General features: G+C 35.5%; 20 protein-coding genes. 6 read left to right on the top strand and 14 right to left on the bottom strand.

The window, feature by feature from the left end:
* Window positions 1-229 precede the first annotated feature (229 nt).
* Genes BXU11_RS08795 through BXU11_RS08780 form a run of 4 tightly spaced genes read right to left on the bottom strand, consistent with a single transcriptional unit; the run spans window position 230 to window position 4,896 of the window.
* Window positions 230-2,431 (bottom strand): penicillin acylase family protein, encoded by a 2,202-nt coding sequence (locus BXU11_RS08795; RefSeq protein ID WP_078212265.1) that lies wholly within the window; start codon window positions 2,429-2,431, stop codon window positions 230-232.
* A 1-nt stretch (window position 2,432) separates the two neighbouring features.
* A complete protein-coding gene (locus tag BXU11_RS08790; RefSeq protein WP_078212263.1) occupies window positions 2,433-3,287 on the bottom strand; it encodes a cyanophycinase in 855 nt (284 codons plus the stop codon).
* A 53-nt stretch (window positions 3,288-3,340) separates the two neighbouring features.
* Window positions 3,341-4,432: a cyanophycinase gene (locus tag BXU11_RS08785; RefSeq protein WP_078212261.1), complete on the bottom strand. Its 1,092-nt coding sequence runs from the start codon at window positions 4,430-4,432 to the stop codon at window positions 3,341-3,343.
* Between the two features lie 11 nt (window positions 4,433-4,443).
* Window positions 4,444-4,896 carry an Lrp/AsnC family transcriptional regulator gene (locus tag BXU11_RS08780; RefSeq protein WP_024980089.1) on the bottom strand — a complete coding sequence of 151 codons (453 nt, stop codon included), beginning with the start codon at window positions 4,894-4,896 and terminating at the stop codon, window positions 4,444-4,446.
* Window positions 4,897-5,141: 245 nt separating this feature from the next.
* Between BXU11_RS08780 and rocD the strand changes: the two genes are divergently transcribed.
* Both rocD and BXU11_RS08770 read left to right on the top strand, forming a co-directional pair.
* A complete protein-coding gene (gene rocD, locus BXU11_RS08775; RefSeq protein ID WP_078212259.1) occupies window positions 5,142-6,425 on the top strand; it encodes an ornithine--oxo-acid transaminase in 1,284 nt (427 codons plus the stop codon).
* Window positions 6,426-6,433: 8 nt separating this feature from the next.
* Window positions 6,434-7,390, top strand: coding sequence for an arginase (locus BXU11_RS08770; protein WP_078212257.1), 957 nt, complete (start codon window positions 6,434-6,436; stop codon window positions 7,388-7,390).
* Window positions 7,391-7,547: 157 nt separating this feature from the next.
* Here BXU11_RS08770 and BXU11_RS08765 read toward each other — a convergent pair whose 3' ends face one another.
* Both BXU11_RS08765 and BXU11_RS08760 read right to left on the bottom strand, forming a co-directional pair.
* Complete coding sequence (locus tag BXU11_RS08765) at window positions 7,548-8,924, bottom strand: RagB/SusD family nutrient uptake outer membrane protein (RefSeq protein WP_078212255.1); 1,377 nt, start codon at window positions 8,922-8,924, stop codon at window positions 7,548-7,550.
* A gap of 12 nt (window positions 8,925-8,936) precedes the next feature.
* Window positions 8,937-11,933 (bottom strand): TonB-dependent receptor, encoded by a 2,997-nt coding sequence (locus BXU11_RS08760; RefSeq protein WP_078212252.1) that lies wholly within the window; start codon window positions 11,931-11,933, stop codon window positions 8,937-8,939.
* Window positions 11,934-12,602: 669 nt separating this feature from the next.
* On the opposite strand from BXU11_RS08760, the gene BXU11_RS08755 reads away from it, so the two are divergent.
* Entirely contained in the window at window positions 12,603-13,553 is a 951-nt protein-coding gene (locus BXU11_RS08755) for a nitronate monooxygenase family protein (protein WP_078212250.1), read from the top strand.
* Between the two features lies 1 nt (window position 13,554).
* Window positions 13,555-14,082 (top strand): DUF4442 domain-containing protein, encoded by a 528-nt coding sequence (locus BXU11_RS08750; RefSeq protein WP_078212248.1) that lies wholly within the window; start codon window positions 13,555-13,557, stop codon window positions 14,080-14,082.
* Here BXU11_RS08750 and BXU11_RS08745 read toward each other — a convergent pair.
* Window positions 14,076-14,633: a DUF6642 family protein gene (locus tag BXU11_RS08745; protein WP_078212246.1), complete on the bottom strand. Its 558-nt coding sequence runs from the start codon at window positions 14,631-14,633 to the stop codon at window positions 14,076-14,078. The genes BXU11_RS08750 and BXU11_RS08745 overlap by 7 nt on opposite strands.
* 193 nt (window positions 14,634-14,826) lie before the next feature.
* Between BXU11_RS08745 and BXU11_RS08740 the strand changes: the two genes are divergently transcribed.
* A complete protein-coding gene (locus BXU11_RS08740) occupies window positions 14,827-15,384 on the top strand; it encodes a DUF4494 domain-containing protein (RefSeq protein ID WP_024980081.1) in 558 nt (185 codons plus the stop codon).
* 74 nt (window positions 15,385-15,458) lie between these two features.
* Here the strand turns inward: BXU11_RS08740 and BXU11_RS08735 are convergent, their stop codons facing one another.
* The 7 genes from BXU11_RS08735 to BXU11_RS08705 form a co-directional block, all read right to left on the bottom strand.
* Entirely contained in the window at window positions 15,459-15,716 is a 258-nt protein-coding gene (locus tag BXU11_RS08735; RefSeq protein ID WP_024980080.1) for a hypothetical protein, read from the bottom strand.
* Between the two features lie 43 nt (window positions 15,717-15,759).
* The gene (locus BXU11_RS08730; RefSeq protein ID WP_024980079.1) at window positions 15,760-16,068 is read right to left on the bottom strand and encodes a co-chaperone YbbN; all 309 of its coding nucleotides are present in this window, start codon (window positions 16,066-16,068) and stop codon (window positions 15,760-15,762) included.
* 104 nt (window positions 16,069-16,172) lie between these two features.
* On the bottom strand, window positions 16,173-16,811 hold the full coding sequence (locus BXU11_RS08725; protein WP_024980078.1) for a peroxiredoxin: 639 nt from the start codon (window positions 16,809-16,811) through the stop codon (window positions 16,173-16,175).
* A 700-nt stretch (window positions 16,812-17,511) separates the two neighbouring features.
* Complete coding sequence (locus tag BXU11_RS08720) at window positions 17,512-19,107, bottom strand: glycoside hydrolase family 3 protein (RefSeq protein WP_078212244.1); 1,596 nt, start codon at window positions 19,105-19,107, stop codon at window positions 17,512-17,514.
* Between the two features lie 8 nt (window positions 19,108-19,115).
* Window positions 19,116-20,444, bottom strand: coding sequence for an MFS transporter (locus tag BXU11_RS08715; RefSeq protein WP_078212242.1), 1,329 nt, complete (start codon window positions 20,442-20,444; stop codon window positions 19,116-19,118).
* A gap of 20 nt (window positions 20,445-20,464) precedes the next feature.
* Entirely contained in the window at window positions 20,465-22,051 is a 1,587-nt protein-coding gene (locus BXU11_RS08710; RefSeq protein WP_139363478.1) for a glycoside hydrolase family 10 protein, read from the bottom strand.
* 54 nt (window positions 22,052-22,105) lie between these two features.
* Complete coding sequence (locus BXU11_RS08705) at window positions 22,106-23,170, bottom strand: oxidoreductase (RefSeq protein WP_078212240.1); 1,065 nt, start codon at window positions 23,168-23,170, stop codon at window positions 22,106-22,108.
* 115 nt (window positions 23,171-23,285) lie between these two features.
* On the opposite strand from BXU11_RS08705, the gene BXU11_RS08700 reads away from it, so the two are divergent.
* Window positions 23,286-24,440, top strand: coding sequence for a hypothetical protein (locus BXU11_RS08700; RefSeq protein WP_078212238.1), 1,155 nt, complete (start codon window positions 23,286-23,288; stop codon window positions 24,438-24,440).
* Window positions 24,441-24,457: the final 17 nt, after the last annotated feature.

Below are 24,457 nucleotides of genomic sequence, written 5' to 3'. Positions count from 1 at the left end.
AAATTATTTTGATAGTGTTGTGGGTTAATATGGTTACTAATGCTAATTTTTATTTATTGCAAATTCGTAAATTAAATTTTAATGTATGTTATTTATTTACAAAAAAAGCGCATATTATTTTTTACTATGATTTACTAACAATTTGCGGCTAGGTATGTTATTTTAAATGAGTAATAAAAAAAACACCCTCGTGAAAAATTTACAAGGGCATTTCAAGTATAGATTGGGATTACTCACCAGGATGATAGGTTTTCTCAGCATTTTTTTGGACGTCTTCTTTGTAGAATAAAACGTCTTTGAATTGGACGTTTTGATACATTTTGGCTTGGTCAAAAAAGTGTTTCGAGTTTGGGTCTCCCGAATTTCCTCCTGCCAATAAAGACTTTGCTTTTATCTTTGGACCAAATTCAACCGCGCAAATAAAGCTGTTGCCGTTGTAACCATATCGTTTTTTGCTGTTGTTTTGGTACGAACTTTTGAAAGCAGGTAAACTTCCCCACAATACAGAAGCGGTACCCATTGCTAAACTTTCTTGGTTGTCGTCATAGGTTAAATCAATAGCTCCCGAAGGACGTTGAAAACGGTTGATGTCGCCCCACGGAATTTCCCATTTTCCAAATTTGGCTTGCAGTTCTTGAACAACTGCTCTTAATTGTGGCAACATATCATTAATGCCCGCTGTTTTGGCAAACTCGGTCATATTTTCTACTTGGTCTTTTTCGCCTTCGTCAATGTAGACTTTTTGTAAAATTGGATTCAACTTGAACGCCCATTCATTGGCCAAGGTAGTCGCCACAGAGTTTGCATTAGAGTAATAATTCCAATTTTCCAATACTTGAATAGGAGCTTCCAAATCTTTGAATTTGGGTTCTTGAGCTTTAGCGTCTTTTTCAAAATTGGCAATCAAAGCAGGAAGTAATGTTTCAAAGGCTGACAGTTTGGTGTCGTAACCATCCGCAATCAAGTTGTCTAAGGTGTATTTTTTGTCTTGGTTAAAAATACGAACGGCATTGATTCCTCTAAAGTTTTCCCCGTCAGGCGCCATATACGGCAAATAGTTGGATTCTTTTGGGCTATTGTTGCCTGCTACAGAATAGGGAGTGGAGTTACAATTTTGGAGCCATCCGTTACTTGGATTGTACAAATGCACGGTTTCGGATACTGGATGCAAACCTTTCCATTGGGTTTTGGAAGTGGTGCCATCGACTACTTTGGCCCAATTGAGACTTTTGTCGCGCATCGGAATAAAGTTTCCGTGCCAATAGGCAATGTTTCCTTTGTTGTCGGCATAGACCGTATTGTTAGACGTGTTGGCTTTTAAATCCATCGCTTTTTGGTAATCCTTGAAATCCTTTGATTTGGTTCTCACCCAACTTTGCACCAAACTTTCCATATTGCGGTTTTTGGATTTCAAACTAATCCATTTTCCGTCTCGCTTAGCCATAATCGGACCGTGAATCGTAAAATAGGTCTTGATTGTTTTGGAAGCCATTTGTCCTTTATCCAAATACTTTAGAACGATTTTTTTTTCTTTTACAGGCAATAATTTTCCATCGTATTCATAAAATAGTTTTCCTTTTTGCTCGACTATTTTTTCTGCATACATATCGGCTACATCTACATTTGAAGAAGTATGCATCCAGCCACAGTTTTCATTAAAACCTTGGTAAATAAAAAACTGTCCCCAAGTCACTGCTCCGTAGGCGTTCAGTCCTTCTTGGCTACTGATTTGGATTTCGGGTCTGAAATAAAAAGTAGTGTGTGGATTGATGTACAAAAGCGCATTACCCGTCACCGATTTTGAAGGTGCAATAGCAAATCCATTGGAGCCTGTTTGCACATTTACGTCTCTTTCTATGTAAGCAACTTTGTCGTTGTTGCCAGAGTAAAAAGCTTTTAGTTCGCCCGTACTTAAATCGGCGGTGCTAATTGCGCCAATACTGCCATCGGTCCAAAGTAAAGGAAACCAAGGTTCAAAACGAGTTAGCAATAATGGTTTTACTTCAGGATGCTTGTACAAGTAATATTTGATGGCATCCGCATAACTGTTCATTAGTTTTTTGAGCCAAGGTGTTGCTTTTTTGTAATCGGCTTTGGCTTCTTCTGCGTCAATAAGTAAACGGGTTTCTAAATCGTTGTACAAAACACCAGCACCTTTTACTTCGGCCAAACGTCCTAACTTATCAATATAGTTCATCTCGACACGCTTAAAGTCGTCTTCGCATTGGGCATACAACATCCCAAAAACAGCATCAGCATCGGTTTTTCCGTACACGTGGGCAATGCCCCAATTGTCTCTGATGATGGTGACTTGTTTGGCCTGTTGCTCCATTCGTTTTACTTCTGAAGCCGTTAATTGTTGTGCCCAAATCGAAGTCATGGGACTCAATAGTAGCATCCAAACAATCGCCCAATAGTGTTTTGTTTTCATTTTATTGAATATTAAATTTTTGACCTTCAATCAAAACTCTCATTTCTAAAGATTTGATACTAACGAGATGATTCTTTGGCGCTTTCTTGATTTCTTTAGGATTTTTGACCACGATGACTTCGCTTTCGCCTACGACTTCTACGGTTTTGTCTCTCACGACAATGGCAGTACTTTCGTCAATTCCAATTCCAATGTGATTTGGAAAATCGACTAAGCCTGTTAGTAAGCGATTGTATCGACTTCTTTTTAGAAAATGTTGGTCAATAATGACGTTTTTAACTAAGCCCAAACCTGAGTTGATTTCAAGATTATCATAACGGATGTTGTCAAAGGTCTCGGTGTATTTGGTTTCTAATTTTTGGTTGCCAGTAATCATATTTTCGCACATCACAGCTGCACCAGCGCTAGTTCCTGCAATCGTACTGCCGTTTTGATGCGCTTTGTGAATGGCATCATAAATAGAAGTTCCGCGAACGACTCCCATAAAACGGGTTTGATCGCCACCGCTTATGAATATGAGTTTGGCTTTTTGAAGCGAATCGGTAAGAACTTTATTCTGACTTGTGGTTTTGTCAAAATTGAGCATCACGATAGGGTGTGGGGTTAATTTGCTTAACTGTTTTTTGAAATAAATATAAGCACTATCGGGTTCTTCGCTAGACATTGGAAGCACTACAATAAAGTCTTTGGTTTTTAAATCAGCTACTTTTAGCATCTGATTCATCAATACATCAGAGCGTTTTCCGCCACCAATGATGAATAATTTTCCTTTGCTTTTTTGAGCTTCAACTATAGTGGTTGAAAGTAAAAGTAGGGTAATAAAAAGCTGGTTTAGTCTTACTTTTGGCAATTGCATAATAAATGGTATTAATAGTAAAAAAATATTCAAGAAGAAATAGAGTGGTGGGGCTATTCTATAGAAAGAACACCATCAGTAACATACATGTTTTGATAAATTCCACCAGAAACAGTGGTCCAATTGGTCAAATCAAAAGAACCATTTCCAGTTTCTTTTCCTCCAATTAGGTAGGCTTGAACGGCTTTCTTATTATTTATCCAATTAAGCTTGCTGCCTGCTACACATTTCTCAGGTTTTTCACTACTGGCTTTCAAAAAATAAGCAAAACCAGTTCCATAAACTACCGCTTTACCATTTTCGTCAATACAAACGGCTGTTTGTTCTTGCACACCAATTCCTTTGGGTTGTTGCCAGTTAAATTCAGTAGCTAAACGTGCTAGAAAAGTGATTTGTCTGCCTTTTCTATCAGGGTTATTATAATGGGTGTCGGAAATTGTATTTTTAAGAAAAGGATTGTTGATAAAATCACTTTTTGCTAAAGTAATTTTTGAATTGAAAGGATTTAAAAGCGCTTCCTCGGAAGTTATGGTGTTGTTTTCGGCGGTAAAAACGGCTTCACCAAGAATGGCACAACCTGCGCTAGTTCCGCCAACGGGTACTTTTTTCACATTAATTAGGTAATTCAGTGCCTCTTCAACGGGAGTGTTTCTCCAAAAGCGAATATAATTGGCTTGGTCTCCACCAGCAATGAAAAGCATTTCCGCTTCTTTGATGCGTTCCGCTACTTTTGGATTATTGGCAAGTTCTACACTATTTATAAGTAAGGTTTCAACAGAATTTACTTGGCGGATGCCATTTACTTTTACTAAATCGTATAAGTATTGATTATAACCTGTTGTCCCTGATGCTCTAATGATTACTACATCTCCTCCGATGCTTTTATTGATCATCCATTTCATTGCGCCGTCTACATCGGTAGAGCCTCCCATTAAAACGGTCCCAGCACTAGTAGTTACTGTAACATCTTTTGGATCTCCAACAATCCCTATCGAAGAAGGGATAGCAGTGTAGGCGGGGGTTGGAGTTGGTTTTTCGGGTTCGTTTGAATCACTACTGCAGGCTAATAAACTGAACGATAAAAGAAAAGAAGAAGTTAGTAAAACGCCATTTTTGGTTGGTTTGGTTAGAAAATCAGGGAACATTATTTAGTGGTTTATAAGGTTACATTGCGTTTAAAGGCACACCCTAACTCGATAATAGAATCGGTTTTGGCAATACCGGGAATATTATCTATTTTTTCGTAAAGTAACTTTCTCATGTGCTCATGATCTTTTGCAATCATTTTGATATATAAGGTAAATGAGCCTGTAATGAAATAGCATTCGGTTATTTCAGGTATTTTCTTTAATTCATCGATTACACGTTTAGAATCGGCATCTTTGTTTAAAGTGATACCAGTAAAGGCACCCCAGTCATAGCCGATTTTTTTTTCATTAATTACGGGTTTGATTCCGGTTAGTACACCTTGGTCCATTAACCTATTAATTCGTTGGTGAACCATGGTGTTTGAAATTTTGAGATTGGAAGCAATGGCAGAGTACGCCATACGGCCATCTTTTTCTAATTCTTTAATGATATTAATGTCAAATTCGTCTAATATTTCCATTTCGAAAGGCTTTTTTAAAGTTAAAATCACTTTTTATATTCTTTATAAAAGTAATTATTTTTATTTCATTTCAAAGTTTTAGTACAAATGAGACTTCAAAAATAACAAAATGACTTTATATATTTATAAAAAAACGAAAATTTGTTTTTATTTTTAAAATATTAAGTCAAAATACATTTTTTTTATCCTATTTTTAAATAAAATTAGTATTTTTGCTTTATAGATATAAATTAAAGACCAAAAAAATGATACAATCTGAACTAATACTTTCTTCAAAATCGGAAGTTTTAATCGAAAAAGAAAACCAATTTGGAGCCCATAATTATCATCCGTTACCGGTAGTTTTAGAACGTGGAGAAGGAGTTTATGTTTGGGATGTTGACGGCAAAAAATACTTTGATTTTCTATCGGCCTACTCCGCGGTGAATCAAGGACATTGTCATCCAAAAATTATTGGAGCAATGATTGAGCAAGCTCAAAAGTTAACCTTAACTTCTCGTGCTTTTCATAATGATAAATTAGGCGTATTCGAAGAATATATTACGGATTATTTCGGCTTTGACAAAGTTTTACCAATGAATACTGGTGCAGAAGCAGTAGAAACGGCTTTAAAATTATGCCGTAAATGGGCGTATGAAGTGAAAGGTATTCCAGAGAATCAAGCACAAGTGATTGTTTGCGAAAATAATTTCCACGGAAGAACAACTACTATTATTTCTTTTTCTAATGATGAAGGAGCGCGTAAAAGTTTTGGTCCATTCACCGAAGGTTTTATCAGAATACCTTATGATGATATCGATGCATTAGAAAAAGCGTTGCAATCTTCACCTAACATTGCTGGTTTTTTAGTGGAGCCTATCCAAGGTGAAGCAGGAGTATATGTACCTTCTGAAGGGTATTTGGCTAAAGCTAAAGCACTTTGTGAAGCGCATAATGCTCTTTTCATTGCCGATGAAGTACAAACAGGAATCGCTCGTACCGGTCGTTTATTGGCTACTTGCGGAAATTGTTCTTGTGAAAAAGGGTGTGAAAAAACACCTGAGGTAAAACCAGATATTCTTATTCTCGGAAAAGCCATTTCTGGGGGAGTGTATCCAGTATCGGCAGTTTTGGCCAATAATGAGATTATGAATGTGATTAAACCAGGGCAACACGGTTCTACTTTTGGTGGAAATCCAGTGGCTGCTGCCGTGGCTATTGCTGCTTTGGAAGTGATAAAAGATGAGAATTTAGCTGCTAACGCAGATCGTTTAGGAAACATACTAAGACAAGGTTTAAATGATATAGCTGCCAAAAATCCTTTGATCACTTTGGTAAGAGGAAAAGGTTTGTTGAATGCTATTGTTATCAACAGCGATGAAGATTCTGATTTGGCTTGGGATATTTGTTTACGATTTAGAGATTATGGTTTGTTGGCCAAACCCACTCACGGGAACAAAATTCGTTTTGCACCACCATTGGTTATTTCCGAAGAGCAAATTCAAGAGTGTTTAGCGATTATTGAAAAAGCGTTAAATGACTTTATCTAGGAAGTTGTATGAAGCCTATTAAATTAATTAAAAATAGATCCGATATCGGGGCGGGTACTCGTGGCTCTGATTTAGGGGTAGACGCTATTGAAATTGCAGCTATCAATCAAGGAAGTGATTATTTTAACCAGTTTCCTTTTGAAGATATTAAAACGCACAACGAGTCGATTTATGATAAAGATAGAAGTACAGTAGCCAAGCGTATCGAACACGTAGTGGAGCAGTGTATTCGTTTGAACAACTCGATTCAGAAAAACTTAAAGGATTATTTTCCTATTGTGCTTTCAGGAGACCACTCTTCGGCTTTAGGAACCATTAGCGGGATAAAATCTGCATTTCCAGAGCAAAATGTTGGGGTGATTTGGATTGATGCCCACGCCGATTTGCATTCGCCTTATACGTCACCTTCTGGGAATATTCACGGAATGCCTTTGGCAGCAGCATTGGCAAATGATAATTTGGCTTCTAAAACAAATGCTGTAGATCCTGATACTCAAAAGTATTGGGAAGAAATGAAGCAAATAGGGTACAAAGGACCTAAAATTCAGCCAGAAAATTTGATGTATTTTGGAGTTCGTGATACTGAAGAAGCAGAAGATCAACAAATGGAGCGACTGTCTATTCGCAATTATAAAGTAGACGAAGTACGTTATAGAGGTTTAGAAACTTGTGTGGCAGAAGCTTTAGTAAAGCTGTCGCATTGCGAAGTTTTGTATATATCCTTTGATGTTGATTCGATGGATTGCGACTTGATTTCGTATGGAACAGGGACACCAGTAGCCAAAGGATTTGATCAACATGAAGTGATTGCTATAATAGATCAAATTATTAAAACCAAAAAAGTAGTTTGTATTGAAGTAGTTGAGGTGAATCCTTTGTTGGATACCAAAGGGAATAAAATGGCAGAGACGGCATTTCAGGTTCTTGAGGCGGTTACTTCAACTTTGTTGTTGCCCATTGAGTAAGTAGGTTTTTTATATTTATTTGGTTGAAAAAGCTTAAAATCGCTCTGATTTTAAGCTTTTTTTTTGCTCAAGTAAATGTTGGTTTTTATTTGATATATACAAAAAAAACCACTCCGAATGTTGGAGTGGTTTAGAAAAACTAATTCAAAAAAAAATATTAATATCCAGGATTTTGAGTGATTTTTTTGTTGGTGTTCAATTCTCGTAATGGAATTGGAAGCACTAAACGAGGATCATTATATTTGTAAACTAAATCTTCACCAATAACATCTTCTTTGTTTCTCTTGGCATCATGAATCCAAAATCCTTCGAAAGCTAATTCTAATTTTCTTTCTGTTAATACATTTGCTAAAGTTGGGGTAGCTATGTTGCCTGCTCCTGAACGATTTCTGATTTTGTTTAAATCATTTGCTGGTGTGTCACCAACTGCAGAATTTAATCTAATATTAGCTTCAGCTCTAATTAATAACAGTTCGGCCAAACGAATAAGGGATACATTGGCAAATTGGTCTTTGTATTTTGAAGTTAATGCGTCTCCAAAATCATTTTCATAATAAAAATCTTGTCTTTTATCATTGGAATCAGTAAATAGATCGAAGTAACCAGGTCCTATAGAAATATCTCCACCTCTACCGCCATTTTGTGTAGATGCGTAGGAGTTGTTTATTTGGTTATCACCATTTTGTTTTGTGATTTGAATAGAAAAAACATCTTCTGGTTGATCAGCAGCATGGTTATAGGTTGCAATTAAATTTGCAGATAAATTGTAATTACCACTATTGATTACATTGTTTGCACTAGCCAAAGCTTCTGGATATTTTTGTTGTTGCAAATACACTCTTGCCAATAAAGCCTCAGCTGCATATTTATTTGCAAAAATTCCATTTGTACTAGGTAAATCAGTAATGGATGCTTTTAAATTATTTACGACTAATGCATATACTTCTTCAACGGTATTTCTTTCGGCAGATAGATCAACTCCAAGATAGTTGTAGATTGCTTTTGTGCGAATTACGACTCCTAATTGTGAGTTAGTTTTTCCATTTTCGTAGGGCAAAGCGAAGAAACGTACTAAGTCAAAATATACTAAAGCTTGGATGAATTTTGCTTCAGCAATTGCCTTTTTTCTATTGTTTGGATCTGAAATTTTATCCGCATTTTCAATTACAATGTTGGTAGCGTTGATCACATCATAGCTCTCACGGTATAAATCCTCAGCAAAAGTATTGTCATTAAGAATGGTTTTGTAATAGATGTCATTAAACCCAGCAAAAGTTCCCCACCAAAAGACATGTGCAAGATCTTCGTTATCACTAGCACCTAATAAATCTCCCATGATTTGAGTGCGTCCACCGTATAGCGATCCATTGGCTAAGTTGGCATATGCCCCAACAAGAAGTTGTTTTATGCCTTCTTCATTTGATAATGCTGAATTACTATCTACACTTTGTTTTGGATTAAGTTCCAATTCACTTTCGCAACTTAGTAAAGTAGCGGTTAGCAAGGCTGTTAGATATATTTTTATATTTTTCATTTGTATGTATTTTTAGAAATTAAAGTTAGCACCTATAGCAAAAGTTCTTGCAGGAGGAGCAGAATAGAATTCTTCTCCAATTCTGTTTCCTTGATCTGCTCTAGCTTCAGGGTCGTAACCGCTATAGTTTGTAAATGTCAAAACATTAACACCAGTAAGATAGATTCTAACTTTGCTTAAACCTGCTTTTTCGATAACTGATTTTGGTAAAGAATAACCGATAGTTAAATTTCTTAAACGAATAAAATCGGCACCGTCCAAATATCTTGTAGAGGCTTGTGTTCCATTACCTCTTGAGTATCTAGCTTGAGGTACATTGGTGATATCACCTGGTTTTTGCCAACGTGTCATTTGGTCTACGGTTTGGTTATCCCAAAAATCACCATTCGCAGATTGGTAAATACCGGCTGAGTTGTAAATACTAGCTCCCCATTCTCCTTGAAAAGTAAATGATAAATCTAATCCTTTGTAATTCATTGTATTAGTTAAACCCGCCATCAAAGTTGGAAAAGGATTACCAGCAACAATTCTTTGTGCTTCACTATAATTGTTGGTTTTAGTTCTGTCTATAGATCCATCTGCTTTTTTAGTGTTTTTGTAAAATAAAGCATCTCCATTTTCTGAATCAACACCTGCATATTCTACTAAATAGAAAGAGTTGATATTTTCACCTACACGGTTAATGGTAAATGAACCAATGATATCCTGATTGTTATCTGGTAATTCTAATACATTAGAATTATTTGTCGTTAGATTAAAGGATGTAGTCCAATTAAAGTTGTCATTATCTATAACTTTACCATTAACTACAAACTCAAAACCTTTACTTTCAACCAAACCAATATTTCTTGCAATAGTTGAGGCTCCAGAGCTTATTGATAATGGAACATTAAATAACAAACCGTCCGTTCTTTTGTTGTAATAGTCGATTTCTCCTGTAATTCTATTGTCTAAGAAACCATAATCAATCCCTAAATCCAGTTGTTTTGATTTTTCCCATGTTAAATCATTATTGCCTGGTTGTGTAGGTAATAAACCAGCTTTAGTGTCGTAAGCAGCCATAGAATATAGTGATCTAGATTGGAAGTTTCCAATTTCTGCATTTCCTGTTTCACCATAAGAAGCTCTTAATTTTAAATTGGAAAGTACACTGTTGTCTTTTAGAAAATCTTCTTCTGAAATTACCCAACCTGCAGAAACAGCTGGAAAGATACCATATCTGTTGTTTTCACCAAAGCGAGAGGATCCGTCTCTTCTGATACTAGCTTTGAACAAATACTTATTGTTGTAAGAGTAAGATGCTCTTGCAAAAAAGGAGTCAAAAGCATAATCCGTCTCACTACCAGAACCATTGATTATTTCTGCTCCACCATCGATTGTTTGAAAGTTATCGCTTGGGAAATAAATAGAGGTAACATCTTGGTAACGACTATTGAAGCTTGTAAACTCATGTCCGCCAACCAGGTTTAGATTATGGGCTTCTCCAAAAGTTTTATCGTAAGTGAAGTAATTAGATAAAGTATATGATTCGTTGTTAACCGATGCTGCAAATACTTCTCCGTCAGTAGCAATGAATGGATATTTAGCTCCATACCAGTTATCTTGTGTTTGAGAGTATAAATCATACAATACGTCTGAATTGAATTTTAATCCTTTAGCTAATTTTAATTCACCAAAGAATTTTCCTGTAACTCTTCTTATGATGGTTTCATTGCTTTGATTGTCAAGAGCGGCTAAGAAATTTACATACTGAGTAGCCGTATTAGCAGTGCCATCTGCATTTCGTGCAGGAGAAATTGGTGCTTGAGCTACGGCTTGTAATGGTGTAGTAAATGAGTTGTCATTAGTATTACGGTGAATACTTGAACGAGAGAACGACATATTCATACCTACTAAAAACTTATCAGAAATTTTTGTAGAAATGTTATTTCTAAAATTAAATTTTTGTAAGTCATTCGCAACTAGTATACCTTCGTTTTTTTGGTAAGCTGCAGAAAGGAAATAAGTAGTTTTGTCATTTCCGCCAGAAGCTGAGATATCTGCATCAGTAGTGAAACCGGTTCTGAAAGCTAAGTCTTGCCAGTCAGTATTTACCTCTCTTTTTCTCCAATCTGTTCCCGCTGCTAACTGGTCAAACTTATTTCCTGGGTTTTGTGGATTACTTCTGTTGGCATTTAGTCTAGATTCTGTAAATAATTCAATGTATTGATCTGCATTTAACCATTTTAGTTTGTTAGTTGCTTCGCTTACACCTTGAGAAAAATTAACAGCAAAAGAAGTTTTTCCAGCTTTCCCCTTTTTGGTAGTAATTACAACAACCCCATTAGCTCCTCTAGAACCATATATTGCAGCAGATGAAGCATCTTTTAATACATCAATAGATTCAATTTCGCTTGGTGATAAAGTTAAAAGTGGATTCAATGGTGCACCATTAGTCGACTCGTTTTGATTGATCAAAGGCATTCCGTCTAAAACATACAAAGGTTGTGTACCAGCACTAATACTTGCTTGACCACGAACACGGATGTTAATACCTCCTTCAACTTTACCATTTGTTTGGGTAATTTGAACCCCAGCTAATTTACCAACTAAGGCACTTTGTACATTTGAAACAGGTACGTTTTGGATGTCTTTCGCTTTAACTCCTACAGTTGCATCAGTCATTTTTCCTTTGGATTGCGTACCATAACCTACAACGACCACATTTTCCAGTACGTTAGAAGCATCTTTTAGTTTTACGGAAACTTTTGATGCAGCTTTTACTTCAACTGTTGACATCCCCACAAAACTCACGACCAACACATCATTAGTCGAAGCTTTTAGAGCAAAGACTCCCGAAAAATCTGTTTGTGTACTTGTTTTCGTTCCTTTTACTAGTACGTTAGCCCCTGGGATAGGAATTCCGGCCTGATCGGTAACGGTTCCCGTTACAGTGAATTCTTGGGCGACAGCGATTTGCACAAACAAGGCAAAAAGCAAACTCAAAAAATGCTTTAAATTGATTCTCATGTTGCTATTATTAAAGATTAGTTGGGTCAAATATCTTAATATAATGTTAAACACAAAAGGATATTTTTGTTAAATTTTTTTAAATAGTATTTTTTTATTAAAAAATTGATTTTTTATTCTGTTTATTGTTAAATATTTCTTTTTGTTGTCTTTTTTTAATTTAATTTTAAAATTTAGCTAATTGTTTGTTGTTTATTGTTTTGTGATTTTGACTTTAATGAAGTCTATTTTGGTTGATTTTTATTTTTTTTTTAAATAATTACGTCAAATTTAAAACACTAGTGTGTTTTATTTACTTTTTTTTAGCAAATAATAAATATTTGTTATTATTGTTAATTATGTGTGAAATGTTTTTATAGTTAACTTTTTAGTCTTCATTTATAAATTCGAGAATCATCTTTTTGTATTAAACTATTATCTTAATAACTAATAGATTTCGGTACATTTTATGTAATTATGTTAAAATATATAAAGGAAAGATTTTGAAGAATTAATAAAAAGCTATTCTTTATATTCTACGTTATAAACATTAATACCTTCTTCCATCTTACATAGAAAAAGTTAATCATCACAGAAAACTGAATTCACGAAAACGTTTTCATTTATTTTATATGCATGCATAATATATCGTTTTCTTTTTCTATTTTTGACTGTTATAAAATTTTAAAAATGGAAAAACAATCGTTACAGTCTCTTTTGCAGATCACACATCCAGTGATTATGGCTCCCATGTTTTTAGTGTCTAATACCAAAATGGTGATCGAAGGGATGCATAGTGGTATTGCAGGATGTATTCCAGCCTTAAATTATCGAACCCTTGAAGATTTACGTGCGTCCATTCTAGAGTTGAAAAAAGCCAAAGTTGCTGGGGGTAGTTTTGGCTTCAATTTGATTGTCAATAAATCGAATGTAAAATACAAAGAACAATTACGAGTGTTATGTGAAGAGGGAGTGGATTTTATTATCACTTCCTTGGGTTCTCCAGAAGAAACGATTAAAGAGGCACACAAAGCTGGTATAAAGGTCTTCTGTGATGTAACTGATTTGGCCTTTGCAAAAAAAGTCGAAAGTTTGGGGGCAGATGCGATTATTGCTGTTAATAATCTTGCAGGTGGACACCGTGGAAATACTGCTCCCGAAGCTTTAATTCGATTATTGAACAAAGAAACCAAGCTGCCTGTTATTTCTGCTGGAGGTGTAGGTTCCAAAGCCGATCTTGAACAAATGATGAGTTTTGGTGCTGCTGGAGTATCTGTGGGTAGCCCATTTATTGCCTCTGTTGAAGCTGGTGTTTCTCAAGAATATAAACAAGCTTGTGTGGATTACGGCGCCAAAGATATTGTGATGACCGAACGTATTTCGGGAACGCCTTGTACTGTTATCAATACACCTTATGTGCAAAAAATTGGCACCAAACAAACCGCTTTAGAAGCTCTTTTGAATAAAAATAAAAGTCTAAAAAAATGGGTTAAAATGATCCGTTTTTACATAGGTATGAAAGCTACCGAGAAAGCCGCAACGCAAGCTACTTACAAAACCGTTTGGGTTGCTGGACCGAGTATTGAAAATACTAAAGCCATTTTACCGCTTCGTGAAATTGTTAAAGGTCTAGTAGGTTAGTATGTACGAAAGAGTATACTCCGTTTTGAACCGTTATTTTGAGGCGGCTACATTGTTCAAAGTGTTGTTCAATTGGTCGCCGATGTATCGAAGAAGTTGTGGTAAAATCATTCACGCATCGAAAGATTTACATACCGTTCTAGTAAAAATACCGTTGACGTATAAAAACAAAAATTATGTGGGTTCCATTTTTGGCGGTAGTCTTTTTGCGGCTACGGATCCAATTTATATGATCCAATTGATGCAAATTCTGGGTAAAGAATATGTAGTTTGGGATAAGGCGTCTGTTATCCGTTTCAAAAAACCAGCGTACACAGTGGCTTATGCTGATTTTTGTTTCACTAAGGATGAAATTGACGAAATCCAGCGTCGTGTGATTACTGAAAAGGAAGTCAACTTTGTAAAGTATTTAACGATTACTGATGGTAAGCAAATTATTTTTTCAGAATTAGAGAAGACAATTTACATCAGTAGTAAAGCGCATTATAAGCAAAAAATAGATCGAAAAAAAGTAGCGCAGGCTCAATAATAAAGCCTAAAATCTAGTAATTGACAAAGGGCGTATTGCTTTTCAAAGAGAGCTTCTACCACATCGGTTACATACTCTTCATTTTGACACAATTCAAAAAAAACTTTATCTAAAACATAACTGTTTGCTGTAGCGGTTACACCGTAACCAGAAATGGCTCTTGCGCCGGTGATGTCCAGAAAATATTGCGCTTCTTCTTCTTCGAGATCTAAAATTTTGGTATTAGCAAAGTGAATGATCTTGCCCTTCATTCTACCATCAAATAACTCGGCAATTTCTTCTAGACTATACAAATAATCGTTTAAACAAATCGAATTGGCTTCTCCAGGCATGACCAAATAAATGATTTCGTAGGCTTTGAAATTATTGTCACCGTACAGTAAAGTGGTTAAACTTTCCTCGAGGCCATCAATACTATCGCAGGCTTTGTAGATACTGGTTAACTTGCTTTGAAAAGCCATTTTTTCAAGGTGCTTGAGGACTTCCGTATCTTCAGCAACGCTGGCATCGGTGACTCCTTCAAGGCAAAATATTAATTTGTTATGTGGCATAAGATTGGTATTGAAGCGTTTGCAAAAATATTATTTCTTTCGCGTTTTGTTTTAGTTTTGTGGGCGTAAAATTCACTATTTTTTTTAAAAAACAGTTGCTTTGGTTCTTTTTAAAATTGTGAATATCTATTTTGAGATTCGTTCGTTTTCTAGGGCTTAAAATCTATCTTTGGCACCCTAAAAATAATATAAGATGAGCACAACTTGGTACGAATGCAAAGTAAAATATAGAAAAACGGATGAAACTGGCGGTCAAAAGATTACCACCGAACCTTATTTAGTGGATGCTTTATCCTATACCGAAGCGGAGAAGCGTATCAATGAAGAAATGGCAGCCTACATTAGCGAAGAATTTAAAATCACCAATATTAAAGTTGGCAATTACGCCGAAATTCACCCTTTTGAAAATGCCGATCGTTGGTTCAAGTCCAAAGTGTCGTTATTAGCTTTTGACGAAGAAAGTGGTAAAGAACGAAAAACCAATATGTATCTTTTGGTACAAGCCAATGATGTGAAAGAGGCGTTTGATAACACTATTTTTGCCATGCAAAATACTATGGGTGAGTATGCTATTCCGGCTATTTCTGAATCTCCTATTGTGGATATTTTTCCATATTTTAGTGGAGAAGAGGACGAAGCTGAAGCCTTGGAGCGTTTCAATACCTTGAAAGCTTCTACGGCTCCTAAATTCACGACAGATACTTACGAAGCCGAGGCTTTAAAAGCGGAGCTTATCGAAGATTTGGAATAGCTCTCAATTGAGTTAAACCTAAAAAGCCTGCAATCAACTTGATGTGCAGGCTTTTTAGATTTAGGAAACCGAATTTATTTATCAATCGAACCTAAAACGCGTTTCATGAACGTGTTTAAGGCTTCTTTTTTATCGGTACCTGTTTTTACCATTTTGTTTACTTCTAATGCACCGTACATATTCGAAATCAATTCGCCAATCACGTCCATCTCTTCATCTTTTAAAGAAGAAACTTCAGTAAGTGCTTCTAAAACTTCAATAGCTTCAATAATATAATCTTGATCGTTTTCTTCTATAAATTGTGTGAGGTGTTTGATAACAGGGAGTTTCATTCTTGTAAAGGTATAAAATTGAAATATTTTTTTTGAGAAGCTATTAGGCGATTTCTTTCACTAAATCAGCCAAAACTTCCGCTTTATTGGTTTGCGTTTCGTTCACTAATTTTCCTCCAACAAATGTTGCAAAAGTTGGTAAGTTAGTCACATTGGCTAATTTTCTAGATTCTGGCGAATTCTCAGCATCTACCAAAACAAACGTCAAGTTTTCGTTTTCGGTAGCCATTTTTTTGAATTTTGGCTTCATAATTCTACAATTACCACACCAAGAAGCAGAATATTGTACTACCACTTTTTCGTTTTGTGCTACCAAAGCACCTAATGTATCTTCGTTTAATTCGATTAACATAATTTAAATTTTAAAATTCAATTTTTAAAATCCCAAATTCCAATTTTTGATAGTACTACAATGAACTACATTGGAATTTGGAATTTAAAATTTGGAATTTGTTATTAGTTTAAGCTTAAGTATTCAGCAGTACTTTTTCTGTCAGCACTCATTGCTTCTTTACCAGCTTCCCAGTTTGCTGGACATACTTCACCTTTTTCTTGAACGTGCGTGTAAGCATCTACCATACGTAAGTATTCGTTTACGTTACGACCCAATGGCATGTCGTTTACACTTTCGTGGAAAATTTTACCCGTTTCGTCAATCAAATAAGTAGCTCTGTAGGTTACGTTTGAACCTTCAACAATTACAGAGTCAGTTTCTTCGCTGTAGCTTGTAGACTCAATATCTAAAATACCAAGAATGTTAGCTAAGTTTCTATTGGTGTCAGCCAAGATTGGATACGTTACTCCCTCAATACCACCGTTATTTTTTGGAGTATTCAACCAAGCAAAGTGAACTTCGTTCGTATCGCAAGAAGCACCAATTACGATTGTATTTCTTTTTTCAAATTCAGGTAAAGCAGCTTGAAAAGCGTGTAATTCTGTTGGACAAACAAAAGTGAAATCTTTTGGGTACCAAAACAACAATACTTTTTTGTTATTGTTTACCGCTTCTTCAAAAATGTTGATTTTCAAATTGTCTCCCATTTCAGAGATAGCATCAACCGCAATACTTGGAAATTTTTTACCTACTAATGACATAATTATATGATTTTAAATTTTGTTTTTATTTCTGTGGCAAAAATAAGCACTAAGTACGGGTGGGGCAATAAAAAGTAATTATAAATTACTATTATCGAATAACGATTGCTTATTTAATAAATTTATAACACTTTTTAACGAAAACGTTGTATAATATTTAAAAAACTGACAATTAGTAACTTGGCTAGTTTTCTGCTTCTTTTGGAGCGGGATACAAAGCGCTTTTTTAGAGATAATGTCCCGCTGTCCTTCCAATCTTTTTTTATAGTTAACAGGTTATGCCAACCTGTTAACTATAAAAAAAGGATTTTCCCTCCCATCGGGGCTACGAAGTAAGAATGGGTGTCTTATTTATAAGCAAAAAAAACGATAGCTTCATTACTATCGTTATTTAATATGGATTATTGTTGTTCATTGCAGTATTTTGAGTTAGGGATTGGAGTCAATGTCATTAAGTTAAGGATTAAATGATAAAATGATTGCTGATTTTTGTTTAACGATTTTTGATTTCTGATGTATAAGATGCTGAAAATCATTTAATTTTTAATTCACTTGCTCCAAAATCCAAAATCAAGAATCGTTAATCTTCAATCTAAAATCTCTTAACTTAATGACATTGGGATTGGATTATAACCTAAAGTCCGAGCCTTGTGGTAACGCCCAAATAGTAAGGTTTTAAAGAATATTTTTCAATGTTGTATTACTTCAAGAGCAAAGTCACAGGCAAAGTCCCTTCGTATTCTTGGTTCAAAACGATTTTTTGAGCCGCTATTTCTTGAAATTCAGGAAGATCTTGATAAGCAATCACTACTACCGATGCGGCCGTACTATTTGGAAGCACTTGCAGCGCATACGGATTGCCAAACAAATGTAAGACCACTTTCTTTGTTAACACCACTTCACTTAGCCAATTGATTATTGCATCTTCAATTTCAAAATTAGCGATGGGTTTGGCCTTTGGAACAAATAAAGCAATAACCAAAGTGTCATATTTGTCTATTTCTTGTAGTTTTTCGTCTAGATTTTCCTCGTCCAATGCAATCGAAAAGCAATCGCCTTGAATGGTCTTTTCCAATCCTTTAAAAAACGGATTATTACTGTCTTTGTAAAGACTTACTTTGGCTATTTTTTGGCCCGAATTGATAAATTCGGTTATAGAGGTTGCGCAGTTTTTTTGAACGAGCGTGATCGATTTTTCAGCACATTTTTGGTTAATTGTTGCTGTAGTTTTCCAATCTAAGTTTGGTAAGCTGATTTCGTTTTCTGTAATAAGTCCAGCTTGTACTTTGCATTTCCAAATACGTTCAAAACTAGCTTCAATTCTTGAAACATCGGCTCTTTTTAAGATTTCCTGAATTCCTTCAGGAACATTTTCGGCAAAACATAACACATCGTTGCCCGCGTTGAAAGCTTCCCATTCTAAAATTCCTTTTTGAGGATACAGTTTGGAAACGCTATGCATATTCAATGCATCCGAAATGATTAAACCATCGTATCCCAATCGTTCTCGGAGTAATCCTTCAATCACTGCTTTAGAAAGTGTCGCCGAAGTATTTTCTCCATCATTTAAAGCAGGAACAGCCAAATGACCAATCATGATAGAGTCGACTTTGTTTTCAATTCCTTTGATGAAGGGAACTAATTCATTCGACAGTAATTCGTCTAATTTTTCATTCAGAACAGGTAATCCTAAATGAGAATCAACATTAGTATTACCGTGACCTGGAAAGTGTTTTAAACAGCCCAAAATTCCTGCAGCTGTCATTCCTTTTAAATATTCCAAAGCGAAGGTGGCGACTTTATTTTTGTCTTCGCCAAAAGAGCGATATCCAATAACGGGATTGTTTGGATCGGTATTGATATCTGCCAAAGGAGCCAAATTATAATGAATGCCTGCTGATTTTAAATCGTTGCCAATTTGTTTGCCAACTTCATAAATCAAGTGTTTTTCGGTCACTGGAATAGCTCCAAGTGTAATAGCATAAGGATATTGCGGTGTTTTTTCAATACGCATTGCCAAGCCCCATTCGGCATCTATGCTCATTAATAGCGGAGTTTGTGCTGCTTTTTGGTAACGTATAATTAAGGCTTTTAATCGTTCGTAACTTTCGTCATTAACCTCAATTTTTTTGTTACCTTCATAGTTGGTGGCTGCACTAGCTCGACTGTGAAAAAAGGTTAAGCCACCAATATTGTATTCACGAATCAAGCGTTCGGTTGCTTGAATGTTTTCTTCGCTGTCGTTAATAAATACGGCAGGAAAAAAGAATTGTCCTATTTTTTGTTCGGTTGTCATGTGTTGTGTTATTGTTTTTCTGTTTCTTTTTTTCCAAAATCATAAGGAAAAATCAAAAAGCGAGATAAAATAATCCCAGGAATTGTCGCTAAAAAGACCCAAATAAAGAAGTTGCCATAGCCCAAATACTCCTGAATGTAACCGCTTACCATTCCAGGAAGCATCATTCCCAAGGCCATAAAACCAGTGGCAATAGAGTAGTGGGAGGTTTTAGATTCTCCTTCGGCAACATGAATCAAGTACATCATGAAAGCTGCAAAACCAAAGCCATAGCCAAATTGCTCTATAACGACAACTGCAGTAATGTGTGGATTTAAGTTGTAATCAAAAATAGTTTTCAAAAATTCAAAATGAATATTGATGATGTCGGAAGGGTGAAAATGCGATAGGTAGATAAAACCAAGTATTGGTAAATGCATCGTTAAAATCATGGGGAGCATCCATTTACCTAGACCATCTCTCGAAATTACGATACCTCCAATGATACCTCCAATAACCAAAGCGGCTACTCCAAATGTACCATAAATTACGCCTACATCTTCGGTACTCAATCCCATTCCGCCTTTAGTAACGTCATCAATTAAAAAAGGAGTGAGCATCTTCATCAATTGGGATTCCCCTAATCGATACACTAAAATGAAGGTTAGGATCAATCCAATTTGCTTTTTTTGAAAAAAAGTCACGAATACTTCTGTAAAACTTGCTTTGTGATTGGCGTTACTACGAAGGTATTCCTCCTCAACTTCGGGATTGGGAGTCATGAAAAAATTATAAACAGTAATAAAAACCATGATACTAGCTACCACGAGCATGGTATAAGACCAAGCTTTAGTATTGTCGCTATATTTTTCTTCCAAATAACCCGCCAAAAGTACAATTACACCATTGGCAGTAAGCATGGATAAACGATAAAAAGTACTTCGGATCCCTAAGAAAAAAGATTGTTTGTCTTTAGTTAATGCCAATAAATAAAAGCCATCAATGGAAACATCATTGGAAGCAGACGCAAAAGCAGCTACCCAAAATAGAGCTAAACTCAAAAAGAAAAAATGATGCATAGGAATGGTTAATCCTACAATCAAAAATGCAAGGGAGATCAGCAGTTGCATGGCCAAAAACCATTTTCTTTTGGTAGCATGCAAATCAATGAAAGGGCTCCATAGTGGTTTGATCACCCAAGGTAAGTATAATAAACTCGTATACATCCCGATATCTTCGTTGCTAATGCCTAAATTTTTGTACATTAAAACAGATACTGAAATGATAATGGCATACGGAAAACCTGAAGCAAAATTTAATAGTGGTATCCAATACCAAGGTGATTTTTCGGAATTCATAAAATAGGGGTCAAGTTGGATTAGTCTTCGTTGGGTAAATCAACAATGGTTTCTTTGCTTTCATTGCCATAAAAGTCAATAAAAGAGAAGGCAAAGGATTTGTTTTCATCAATTGCGATTAGCGGAATGCTAAAGTTAATGACTGTTGATTTTGGGTCTATAAAATATTTTTCAATAATCTGTTCCGGTTTGTTGATGTCGATTTTAGCATCTTTTTTTGCAGCATAGACCATTACGTATCGAACTTTAGTATTTAAAGGTATTGGTAAAGTGAAGGTGCAGTTTGTAGAATCAATTTCAATATGGTTGATCACCGGGTTATCAATAACAATATGTTTTGATCTTGGAACAGGTAGCGGAATTGCAGGATATTTATAATGATGATTTTGCAATATATTGGTTACTTCCTTATGGTTGTTGATGAACCATTTAGCGCTATAAAAGGCATTTCCTTGAACATTGTGATAGCTTCTGGTTAAGTCAATTTGATTTGGGATTTCATGAATGTTGTTCCAATTTCTATCCGAATCGTTCTTTATTTTATAGGTACCGTTACCGATGTATAGGTTGACATCCGAAGTGTTTTCAGACCACCATTTTAAAAGTTTAGCGTAAGAAGCTGTTTTGTGATTGATGCTCCAATACAATTGCGGTAGGACATAGTCGATCCACTTGTTTTGCATCCATAATAAAGGATCTGCATACAGATCGTCGTAATTGGTTTGTCCAGATTGGGTGTCAGAGCCTTTAGGATCTACTGACTTGTTGCGCCATACACCAAAAGGACTAATACCAAATTGTACCCAAGGTTTGTGTTGTTGGATTACGGTATGAATTTTATGAACGAAAGTAGTAACGTTGTTTCTTCTCCAATCTTCTAAATTCATTCCATTGCCATATTGCTTAAATGAGGCAGTATCATTGAAATTTTCTCCTTTAATCTTGTAAGGGTAAAAGTAATCATCAAAATGTATGGCATCAATGTCATATTTGACCACTACTTCCTCTACTATTTTGGCCAAATGATCTTGAACTTGAGGGAGAGCAGGATTGTAGTATATTTTTCCTCCATAAGAAATCATCCATTCAGGATGTTTGAAAACATCGTGGTTTGGGCTCAATTGCGCTTTGTTCAAGTCAAAAGTAGCACGGTACGGATTGAGCCAAGCGTGGAATTCGAATCCTCTTTTATGAGCTTCTTCGATCATCCATTCTAAAGTATCATAATTTGGTTCGGGGGCTTTTCCTTCTTTTCCAGTCAAAAAACGAGACCAAGGAGCTAAATCTGATGGGTAAAAAGCATCTCCAACACTACGAATTTGGACAATAATCGCATTATAGTTTAGTTGCTGATAAGTGTCTAGAATTGCTAAATAATCTTCTTTTTGCTTTGCAACCGAATCGGTGCTTTTTTTCGGCCAATCAATATTCACAACCGTTGCTATCCAAACTGCTCTAAATTCATTTTTTGGATGATGTTCTTTTCTTTGGGCAATGCCATTATTGGTAATACAAAAAAGGAATAAAAGGAATAGTGGAAAGAAGTGTTTGTGTTTGGTCATCAGTACATCATTTATAACGCTTTCAAAAATAGTTTTTTTTAGCATAGAAATATGAATTATAGTTAAAAATCCAACTAAAAGTTGTGTTGTTTCTTACGATTATTTTGTTTTGAAAACGATTCTGATCATCTTGTTTTTTCCAGCAGCAATGGCAGTGGTGGGATTCAAAAAACGAAGAGTGTAAAGGGTGGGATCTGAACTAATTTCATGCCAAGTCGTACCACTATCTTTTGAATAATGGATACCGGTTGCTCCAACAGTAAGCAACCCTTTTCCTTTGCTTTTCGGGATAAATTGTACACATGAAATATATCCAGGACCTTTGTTTTCTCCAATAAGTTTCCAGCTTTTTCCACCATTAAAAGTGATGGCTTTGTTGCTATGATTTTGCTTTGGTAACTCATAATCGCCTCCAGCAATACAACCAATTTTTGAATCATAAAACGCTCCGGTAAAAATCCCAGTCATTGTTTTGCCTTGAACAATTGGGGTCTCATACACTTGCCATGAATTTCCTTTATCAGAAGAATAAAAAACTCTTGCTTTTTTTCCACCAGAAACCAGCCAAGTATGATGGCCTTGTAGGATGATATTGGTGTTACTTGCTGCAAATGCGCCTTCTTCAGTTGTGTTTTTAAAGAAGGAGGTTGTTGGTAATTCCTTCCAAGTGGTGCCTGCATCGCGGGTGATGAGTATTTTAAAATAGTCATCTATTGGGTCACCCAAAGCAATCCCCTCTTTTGTGTTCCAAAACTGGAGACTATCAAAAAATATTTTTTCATGGTTGTTTTGATACACCAATTCAGTTGTTCCTTTAGTTTTATCAATCTTATACAAAAAAGCAGGATTAGCGATAGAGAGTGTAAAAAGATGTGTAGGCGTGAGTGCCGAGCTGCGAAACTCTAGTTTATGACCGGGGTTTTCAATTTTTTTAATAATTCGTTCCTTTTTAGTTAAATCGAAATACCCGTAGCGATTTTTATCTGCAGCAAACCAAACTTTGTCTTTTTCAAGATTCAAAGTGCGTATGCTGATGGTATCCGTAAAAAGAGTATCTATCGTTACTTTATTAAAATTTATTGTTGTTGATTTACTGTTTTGGCCATTGCTAAATATACTGTATAATATGCTGAAACATAGAGATATTGTTGGTTTTGGTTTCATTTTGTTCTTTTTTTTATAGACAAAAATACGATTTTAAGAAGAATAACGCAGGCACTGTAAGATCTTCTTGGCACAGTAATTGGTTTGTAGTTATTAGAATCTAAAACTAATAATTATGAAAACCAAACTACTTTTTTCAGCCCTACTAAGCATTGTAAGTATAGCAACTACTACTGCTCAAGGACGTACTTCGATTACAGTTGCCAACAATGAACTAAGCGATCATTTGGATTTAAAAGCGGTGGCTTCTGTTTTTGGCGCCTCTCAAAACATTCAGGATTTTGAACAACGATTAAATGATCCAAGAAGACAGCTTTCTAATTTAGATCTTAATTACGATAATCAAGTGGATTATTTGAGAGTGATTGAATCTGTAGAAAACCGAACACATGTAGTGGTGATTCAAGCGGTGTTAGGAAGGAATTTATTTCAAGATGTTGCCACCATTGACATTGAGACTGATCGTTACAATACGTTGAGCATACAAGTGGTGGGTGATGTTTTTTTATATGGTCCAAATTATATTTACGAACCAGTATATTATCAAACTCCTGCCATATACGCCACTTTTTATAGTAGAAACTATCGTCCGTATTGTTCTACTTGGACTTGGAATTATTATCCTTCTTATTATGCTTCATGGCGTCCGTTTCCCGTATACCGATACCGTGATAACATAATTTCTTGTATCGATAATCATAATGCCTATTATTATGTAAGTTATAGAAAAAGCAACAGAGCGCATAGTATTTGTGCGCCTTATCGTCAAAATTATTATGAAAAAAGATATCCTAATTATTCATTTTCCAATAGGAATAAATACGTTACTAACAGATATGAATTAGAAAGACGTGGCGGAAATCGAGGTAATAAAGAAGGTAATGAAGTAAATCATTATTTGAATACTAGAGGAGAAAGTGAAAGAAGAGAAACGGTGTATCAAAATCCAGCAATATATCCTAATCGTACATCGAATACAAGAGCGAATCGCAACGAGTACAATAGTCATTCAGTAAATAACGAATCACGAGATACTTATTCAAACCGAAGAGTAATCGAGTCACAATCAGATGTAAATAGAGGAGAATCAAATTGGAGCGAAATAAATACAAAACGCTCGCAAGGACAAGGGGCGAGAGATAAAATGAGAGAGTCAAGATCCGCTTCATCAAATGAAAATGATAGTGATGAAATGTCAAGAAAGCATTCACAATCAGTAAACCCAGCAGATGGCAATAGGATAAGCAGGGTAGGTAATAGAAGAATTTAATTTTCTAAACATAAAGC

Source organism: Flavobacterium sp. LM5, from assembly GCF_002017945.1.
In the GTDB taxonomy this organism is placed as follows: Bacteria; Bacteroidota; Bacteroidia; order Flavobacteriales; family Flavobacteriaceae; genus Flavobacterium; species Flavobacterium succinicans.
The sequence above is the reverse complement of the archived record's forward strand: the minus strand, read 5'-3'. Positions and strand labels throughout refer to the sequence as shown.